Below are 7,795 nucleotides of genomic sequence, written 5' to 3' on the forward strand. Positions count from 1 at the left end.
TTTCCTCTAAAGCCTTGTAGGGTTTGGGGCGTCGCCATAGACGGCGAGCGGATCGAATATTTTGTGCGTTTCGCAAAAGAGGAGTGCTGCCGATGATGACGGAATGCCTTCCTCAGAAGTGAGATCAACACGCCGATAAAAACAGCTTCGATAACCCACATGGCAGTTCGCTCCTGTGCCCGCCGTGTGAACGCGCAGCCAGATCGCGTCCTGATCGTCGTCGATCCGCATTTCGAGGACATGCTGGATCAGCCCGCTCGTGGCGCCCTTTCGCCAGAGACACTGACGGCTCCGGCTCCAGTAATGCGCCTCACGGGTTGCGATTGTGCGTGCGAGCGCCTCTGCGTTCATGACGCCCACCATCATGACATCACCGCTTTCTGCGTCCGTTGTGACCACGGTCAGCAGTCCGCTGGCGTCGAAACGTGGGGCGAGATCACTCCCCTCCTCAACCTGCTCAATTGAGACGCGCGACCCAAACGCCGTTGACACAGAAGATACAGTTGTGCCCATCACATGCCTCCCATTCCCGCCATAGCGAAGAACTGGCGACGCAAGGGTTCCGACGTCTCGAACTCGCCCAGCAGGCGGCTGGTGACCATGCTCACACCCGGCTTATGTACTCCGCGTGTGGTCATGCACTGATGAGCCGCGTCGATCACGACCGCGACGCCCCGTGGTTGAAGCACGCTCTGGATTGTATCCGCGATCTGGGCCGTCAGTTTTTCCTGGATCTGTAGACGATGAGCGAAGACGTCCACGAGACGCGCCAGCTTACTAATGCCAACCACCCGCCTATCGGGCAGATACGCCACATGCGCCTTACCGATCAGCGGAATGATATGATGCTCGCAATGGGATTCCAGACGGATATCGCGTAGCACCACCATCTCGTTGTAGTTACCGCTCTCCTCGAAGGTCCGCTCCAGAAGAGCGACCGGATCGTCCTGATATCCCTCGAAAAACTCCTCATAGGCCCGCACCACGCGGTCAGGCGTGCCGACAAGCCCCTCGCGATCAGGATCATCACCGGTCCAGGCGAGCAGGGTTCGCACCGCCTCCTCCGCCTGAGCCCGGGTCGGCCGGGTTCTCACTTGTCGTGGAATGTCCATCAGTGTGTCCATGGAGGGTTCATCTGCTATTGACTATGTTATGTTATAACGTAACCATAAGAGCCTTCGCCACTCATCGTCAAGCTCGGGAACCATGCCTCCCTCACAGCAACATGCCGTCTCATCGGATATGACCGTACCCGCACCGCAAGAAAGCCTCGGCGCCGTGCTGTTCATGGAGAGCTGGCCCGCACCAACGATCGACCCAGCGGAAAACAGCAGGATGGGCCGTCTTGCACCGCATGTGGTCGCCTGTGCCCACGCGACAGTCGTGATGGATCTGCAGCGACCGGATGTCGATATGGTCGTGTGGGGGCGCCGGATTCCGGCAACATGGGAAGGAACTCTCACAAACTGCTCACAAGTCCCATCTGCTCTCACTTTCGCCGGCACACCTTCGGAAATCGCAGATTCCCTTGCAAACCCGGCTTTACATCAGGACTGGTCTCCCCTCATCCTGACTGATGTCAGGGACTTGTCCGCACTGTTCGGTGCGCTGACAGGAGGCGTCCGGCAGCACATCCAGCTAATAACGCCATCCCGTGGGGAGACTGCGTTCGAGTTGCCCCCCGATGCACTTCGGCTGATCTGCGCCTATGGAAGCGCCGGACCAGAGTGGTGCGGCAGCCAAAATCCAAAGAGTGGTATTGTCAGTACCCTGACACCGTTCGCAGTAGCGTTCATTAAAGGGGCGGCTGAAGGCAAACTCGGATGCCTTCATCGTCTCCCGGCAAATATCGCAAACGGTGCAAGGCCTGGGCCGGTCCTCGTGATGGATACAATTTCCCGATGATAGAGCGTGTCATGCCGCCGTCTCGCGACGCACGTCAAGGTTGCGATGCCTTCAAAAGGCGGACCACGTCTTTACGGAATGATGTACTCGACGTGCTGACGAAGGCAAACGTCCCACTTTCGGCTTACGACATCCTACGGTGTGTCAGTCATTCGAATTGCCCGCGGATTGCTCCGACTACAATTTACCGGGCTCTCGGAAAGCTGATTGCCAGCGGGTTAGTGGGACGGCTCGAAAGTCGAAATGCCTTCGTGCGGATCTGGGCAAACGATCCCTCTCACCTCGTCTACTGTATCTGCGATCGATGTGGTGCCGCGCAAGCGGTGGAAAATACGCTATCCTGTCAATTGATCGACGCTGCGGCCGAGACCCTTGGATTTCAGGTCCGGCATCGGGTCATCGAAGTTCAGGGCGTCTGCGCACGATGCAGCGTCTGCCCGTCTTTCTTGCCGACACAACAAAAGCACAAGCTTCCGACACGCGCGCCCAAATGAACCGCGGCCCCTCGCCGCTCTTCTCCGTTAAGGCTCTCTCATGTTACCGACCACCATCTCTTCCCGTCCTTCATCCCACCCACCAAAGGATATGCTCGCCTGCCGTGTGAACGGCATTATCAGCGATCTTTCCTCCACAACTGGTGACCGACCTTCTGAACCCGTTTTCCGGTCGGACGCCGATGCGCTTTCCCTGATCCGTCACGACACGGCCCATGTTCTGGCACAAGCCGTCAGTGAGTTGTTTCCTGGCACCGCGCTTGCGACAGGGCCCGCCACGGAACAGGGATTTTTCTACGATTTCGCAGCTGAGCACGCTTTCACAGATGATGACATCGCTCGGATCCACGCACGGATGCACGAGATCGTCGACCGGGACGAGCCGATCATCCGGGAGGAGTGGGATCGCGAGAGAGCACTTGCCTGGTGCCGGGAGAATGGACAGCCCTACAAGGCCGAGATCATCATGTCCCTGCCTGCTGATGCCACCCTGAGCTTTTATCGACAAGGCGACTTCGTCGATCTCTGCCGAGGGCCACATCTCGTCAGCACAGGACAGATCGGACACGCCTTTCGACTTCTCGGTACGGCTGGTGCCTACTGGAAAGGTGATCGAAGCAATCCAATGCTGCAGAGGATTCACGGAACGGCCTGTCGTGATGCCGACGAACTCGCCGTGTGGGAGCAGCGTCAGGAAGCAGCAGCACGGCGTGATCATCGTCGTCTCGGCCGCGAGATGGATCTGTTCCATTTCCAGGCCGAAGCTCCAGGCGCGGTGTTCTGGCATCCGAACGGCTGGACACTGTTCCAGACCCTGCTCGCTTATCTGCGCGAACGTCAGAAGGCCGAGAACTATGTGGAGATCAATACGCCCGACATCATGGATCTGTCGCTCTGGCAGGCCTCTGGCCATTGGGAAAAATTCGGGGAGAACATGTTCACCACCGAAACCGAAGGCCGTACCTACGCCCTCAAGCCTATGAATTGCCCCGGTGGTGTGCAGGTTTTCCGCCAAGGCCTGAAGAGCTATCGCGACCTGCCCTTGCGGATGGCTGAATTCGGCAAAGTCCATCGCTTTGAACCGTCAGGAGCGCTGCATGGCCTGATGCGCGTACGTGCATTCACGCAGGATGACGCACATATTTTCTGTACACCGGAACAGATGGAGGCCGAGACGCAGCGCATCTGTCATCTCGTGCTTTCGATCTATAAGACTTTTGGTTTCAATGACGTCCGTATCAAATTCTCCGACCGGCCTGAAAAACGTATTGGATCGGACGAGATCTGGGATCGCTCGGAAGAAGCGTTACAGCGCGGGGTCGAAGCTTCAGGTCTCTCCTATACACGCAATCGAGGAGAAGGCGCCTTTTACGGTCCCAAGCTGGAGTTCGTACTACGTGATGCAATCGGCCGGGACTGGCAGTGCGGTACCGTTCAGGTCGATCTCAATCTGCCTCAGCGTCTGGACGCGCATTATATTGGCGCGGATGGAGAAAAACATTCGCCCGTCATGCTGCACCGCGCGCTGTTCGGTTCGCTGGAACGCTTCATCGGCATTCTCCTTGAACACCATGCCGGCCACCTGCCTTTCTGGCTTGCACCCATTCAGATCGTGGTGGCAACAATCACCGGCGCTGCAGACGATTACGCAGCCGATCTGATTAAAGCTCTCCGCCAACGTGGAGTCCGAGCAGAGCCCGATTTGCGCAATGAAAAAATCGCTTACAAAATCCGCGAACACAGCCTCGCGAAAGTACCCATGTTGCTGATCGTCGGGAAGAAGGAAGCACAGGCAGGCACCGTGTCTATCCGGGAATATGGAAGATCAGAAACACCAATGTTGGACATGGAATCCGCTATCAATTTAATCGCCAAAGCATCGGAGTCTCGTTTGGCACAAGTCTTTTAGCTTATCGACACGATTTATTTGGTTGTGAGATATCATCGGGATAAATTATTATACGAATAATATTTATAATAATTTCTACATTTCTAACTTCGCACCGATATCTATTGCGAAATCCCAATATATACACAGAGGCTATTGATTATTTCTACGCAACTTAAGTCCGGGATCGAATACGTTAGTCTTATGCTTGACGAATATTGCGATGTCGGGTTATTTGTGATGTTATAACGTAATGATAGCCACCGAAAATAAAGTGTTTCGACGCGAGTTAACATACTAAAATTCGTTAAACAAGGAACGGGAATTATTACAATGTAAAACGTCAAGTAAAGTTATTTTCCGTATCTTTAAGGTTCTTAATTCGGGTTTATTTATGAGAAAAAAATCAATTTTGTTTGCAATTATTCCTGCGTTTATTGGATCTGCTCAGGCTGAAGAAGGCATGTGGACGTTTGATCATTTGCCTATTCGGCAGATGAAGCAGCAATATGGGTTTGAACCCTCTGTCGAATGGATTAACCATGTCATTCAGTCTTCGGCACGCTTGGCGGAAGGCTGCTCTGCCTCGTTCGTATCAGGTGATGGTTTGGTGATGACAAATCATCATTGTGCCAATACGTGTCTCACGGATCTGTCTGACAAAAATCACGATTATTTCCATGATGGTTTCTCGGCTCGAGAGGTCTCAAAAGAGCCTCAGTGTCCGGGGATGGAACTGGATCGTCTGGATCAGGTGAAAGATGTAACGGGTCGTGTCGCAGAAATGACCGCAGGAAAACATGGTGCGGAATATGGCAAAGCTTTGCAGGTTGCCAATAGTGTCCTGACCAAGGAATGCGCGCTGGGTGATGCCTCACACTGGCGTTGCGATGTCGTGACACTCTATCATGGTGGACAGACGGCGCTTTATCGTTACCGCCGTTATCAGGATGTACGTCTCGTGATGGCGCCCGATCAGGATATAGCATTCTTTGGTGGTGATCCCGATAACTTTACATTCCCGCGTTATGATATTGATCTATCGATGCTGCGGGTGTTTGAAGACGGCAAGCCGGTTCATACGCCGTTTTTTAAATTCGATCCAAAGGGCCCCAAGGCTGGTGATCTGGTCTTCACATCCGGAAACCCAGGACGCACACAACGCTCGCTTCCGGCCAGCGTCTTGACATTTCAACGAGATGTCAGCCTGCCAACCATTATTGCCGCTTATTCGACCCTTGAAGGAGCGCTGTGGCAGTATTCCAGAGAAAGCAAGACCCACCTAATTGACGCACAAAATACGCTTTTCGGTGTTCAGAACGCACTGAAATCTCTGTCTGGTACAGCAAAGGCTTTGCGCGAACCTGAAGTGATAGAAAAGCGCGAGGCGGAAGATCAAGCCCTACAAGCGTGGATTGACGCAGATGCAGAACGTCGCAAGACTTATGGTGATCCGTACAAAAAAGTGGAAGCCGCTCTTGCTGTGCAGCGTCAGTATTATGTGCATGATTTTGCCATAACACGCACAGTTCATGGTCTGCTGGGAGACGCTGTTATGCTGGTGTCAGCGGCGCATGAACGAAAGAAGCCAGATACAGAGCGTCGGGCCGGTTACCATGATGCGGAATTAGCCGCACTTGAAACCGAGATCGCTGCGAAAGTGCCGGTGCATACTGAATTGGAAACTACGACTTTGGCGTTAGGTATGACGACCATGCGCCAGATACTGGGGGAGGATGATGCAGCGGTCCATCTGATTCTGGGAACAAAAAGCCCGGATGAGCGCGCCGTAGAACTGATACAGGGCACGAAACTGGCGGATCCCGCAGAGCGTCTTGCGCTTTACAAAGGTGGCGTCAAGGCCATTGAAGCATCCAAAGATCCAATGATCGTTCTGGCACGTCACTTACAGCCGGTTCTGGACACGATCCGCAATCGCAGCCGTGACCAGATTGAAGCACCGATGCACGAAGCCCAGGGTACGATTGCACGGGCCCAGTTCGCGCGTGCTCAGGCAAAAGGAAAGGCTGATACACTTTATCCGGATGCCACGTTCTCGCCGCGACTGTCTTACGGCACGGTTAAAGGCTTCCAGGATGGCGCAAAGGCCATTGCACCCTTCACGGATTTTGCAGGGATGTACAAACATGCAACGGGCAGTGATCCGTTCCGTCTGCCGCAAGTCTGGTTGGATGCGAAGCCACATCTAAACCTCTCTACGAAGCTTGATTATGTGTCGACCAATGACATTGTCGGCGGCAATTCAGGCTCCCCTGTTATTAACCGTCAAGGCGATGTCGTTGGCCTGATTTTTGACGGTAACCTCGATAGCCTGGCGGGCGATCTTTATTACGACATCGAGCGCAATCGTGCTGTTTCCACGGATACAAGTGCCATCATGGCTGCGTTGAGGACAGTGTATCACGCTGATGCTCTTGCGGATGAACTTGAGTCGGGGAAGCTAAAGTCGCGTCCGGAATAAAAGTAGAAAGATAATAACTTGAACAACTCTATACCCGTTCGGATTGCAATTCTCACCATTTCGGATAGTCGGAATTTAGAAACCGATATTTCCGGTATGATATTGGCCGACAGAGTCACAGAAGCAGGGCATGTTCTTGTGGATAGGTCCATTGAAATAGATGACATCGATAAGATTACTGATGCTCTCAATGTCATGATCGATAATAAGGATGTTGATGTCATAATTACTACAGGAGGAACTGGATTAACCAAACGAGATGTCACTCCAGAAGCATTCAATCTCGTCATAGACAAATGCATTCCCGGTTTCGGAGAGCTGTTTCGAATGTTGTCTTATAAAAAGATAGGGACCTCTACAATACAATCGAGAGCAATGGCGGGAGTTTCCCGTGGGAAATTACTATTTGCTCTTCCCGGATCACCAGGTGCAGTGAAAGATGGGTGGGATGATATTTTAAAAAACCAGCTAAATAGCAATCATAAGCCGTGTAATTTTGTCGATATTATTTCAAGGATATGAGAAAAATTATGTGGGAGGATCGAAAAGCCGTTAATTGATGTCCATGGTTTTGATTTGGTGCCTTGGGCGTGCTGATTAACGGTTTTCGTGGGCGCTTTTGATCTGTATTTTGAGCAGATGGAATGTTGTCCCCCTCTGGATGACTACACACTCGCGCTCGGATCTTTCGAGTAAGAGAAAACGGCGCATATTGTAGACGATATTGGCCAGGCCGATCCTCATGGTGTCCCGGGTGATACCGATAGTTCGGACGAACAGAGCCATTTGCGATTTCTGACCGGCAAAGGCATGTTCGACACGCGAGCGGATGACCGACTTTCCAGCATTCGATTTCTGGATATGTTGGGGCATAGGCTTGAGATGCGGCTTTTTTCTGTGAACCTTTGAGACAAAACCCTGCTTTTCCATGAAGTCTTCGTTGGCTTTATCCAGCTGCCCCTCTCTCAATCGCGCGCCATCACTGGCGGCGGCATGCGTTGTTTTCCATTTCCGGATGAACCGGTA

At 52.9% G+C, this 7,795-nt stretch carries 7 protein-coding genes and 1 pseudogene; 5 read left to right on the forward strand and 3 right to left on the reverse strand.

Going from position 1 to position 7,795, the window contains the following annotated elements; translation table 11 throughout:
* Positions 1-6: 6 nt before the first annotated feature.
* Entirely contained in the window at positions 7-513 is a 507-nt protein-coding gene (hisI, locus tag R5H23_RS15330; RefSeq protein ID WP_152334214.1) for a phosphoribosyl-AMP cyclohydrolase, read from the reverse strand.
* Positions 513-1,124 (reverse strand): GTP cyclohydrolase I FolE, encoded by a 612-nt coding sequence (gene folE / locus R5H23_RS15335; protein ID WP_063904076.1) that lies wholly within the window; start codon positions 1,122-1,124, stop codon positions 513-515. Before folE ends, hisI begins: the two co-directional genes overlap by 1 nt.
* Before the next feature lie 82 nt (positions 1,125-1,206).
* On the opposite strand from folE, the gene R5H23_RS15340 reads away from it, so the two are divergent.
* The 5 genes from R5H23_RS15340 (at position 1,207) to moaB (ending at position 7,291) form a co-directional block, all read left to right on the forward strand.
* Positions 1,207-1,905 carry a DUF1826 domain-containing protein gene (locus tag R5H23_RS15340; RefSeq protein ID WP_082872685.1) on the forward strand — a complete coding sequence of 233 codons (699 nt, stop codon included), beginning with the start codon at positions 1,207-1,209 and terminating at the stop codon, positions 1,903-1,905.
* Between the two features lie 11 nt (positions 1,906-1,916).
* Positions 1,917-2,399, forward strand: a complete 483-nt coding sequence (locus R5H23_RS15345) for a Fur family transcriptional regulator (protein WP_232309385.1) — start codon at positions 1,917-1,919, stop codon at positions 2,397-2,399.
* A 91-nt stretch (positions 2,400-2,490) separates the two neighbouring features.
* On the forward strand, positions 2,491-4,308 hold the full coding sequence (gene thrS / locus R5H23_RS15350; protein ID WP_408870733.1) for a threonine--tRNA ligase: 1,818 nt from the start codon (positions 2,491-2,493) through the stop codon (positions 4,306-4,308).
* A 442-nt stretch (positions 4,309-4,750) separates the two neighbouring features.
* Complete coding sequence (locus R5H23_RS15355) at positions 4,751-6,769, forward strand: S46 family peptidase (protein WP_317215947.1); 2,019 nt, start codon at positions 4,751-4,753, stop codon at positions 6,767-6,769.
* A gap of 18 nt (positions 6,770-6,787) precedes the next feature.
* Positions 6,788-7,291, forward strand: a complete 504-nt coding sequence (gene moaB, locus R5H23_RS15360; protein ID WP_063904080.1) for a molybdenum cofactor biosynthesis protein B — start codon at positions 6,788-6,790, stop codon at positions 7,289-7,291.
* Positions 7,292-7,366: 75 nt separating this feature from the next.
* Here the strand turns inward: moaB and R5H23_RS15365 are convergent.
* Positions 7,367-7,795, reverse strand: a pseudogene (locus R5H23_RS15365) (hypothetical protein); the annotation flags it as partial.

The organism is Gluconobacter sp. GP1, assembly GCF_032913585.1.
GTDB lineage: Bacteria > Pseudomonadota > Alphaproteobacteria > Acetobacterales > Acetobacteraceae > Gluconobacter > Gluconobacter cerinus.

What these genes read in the sequence shown, in the direction of transcription:
- hisI (WP_152334214.1), bottom strand. Translation starts at nt 513, where the DNA reads ATGGGCACAACTGTATCTTCTGTGTCAACGGCGTTTGGGTCGCGCGTC.
- folE (WP_063904076.1), bottom strand. Translation starts at nt 1,124, where the DNA reads ATGGACACACTGATGGACATTCCACGACAAGTGAGAACCCGGCCGACC.
- R5H23_RS15340 (WP_082872685.1), top strand. Translation starts at nt 1,207, where the DNA reads ATGCCTCCCTCACAGCAACATGCCGTCTCATCGGATATGACCGTACCC.
- R5H23_RS15345 (WP_232309385.1), top strand. Translation starts at nt 1,917, where the DNA reads ATGCCGCCGTCTCGCGACGCACGTCAAGGTTGCGATGCCTTCAAAAGG.
- thrS (WP_408870733.1), top strand. Translation starts at nt 2,491, where the DNA reads ATGCTCGCCTGCCGTGTGAACGGCATTATCAGCGATCTTTCCTCCACA.
- R5H23_RS15355 (WP_317215947.1), top strand. Translation starts at nt 4,751, where the DNA reads ATGTGGACGTTTGATCATTTGCCTATTCGGCAGATGAAGCAGCAATAT.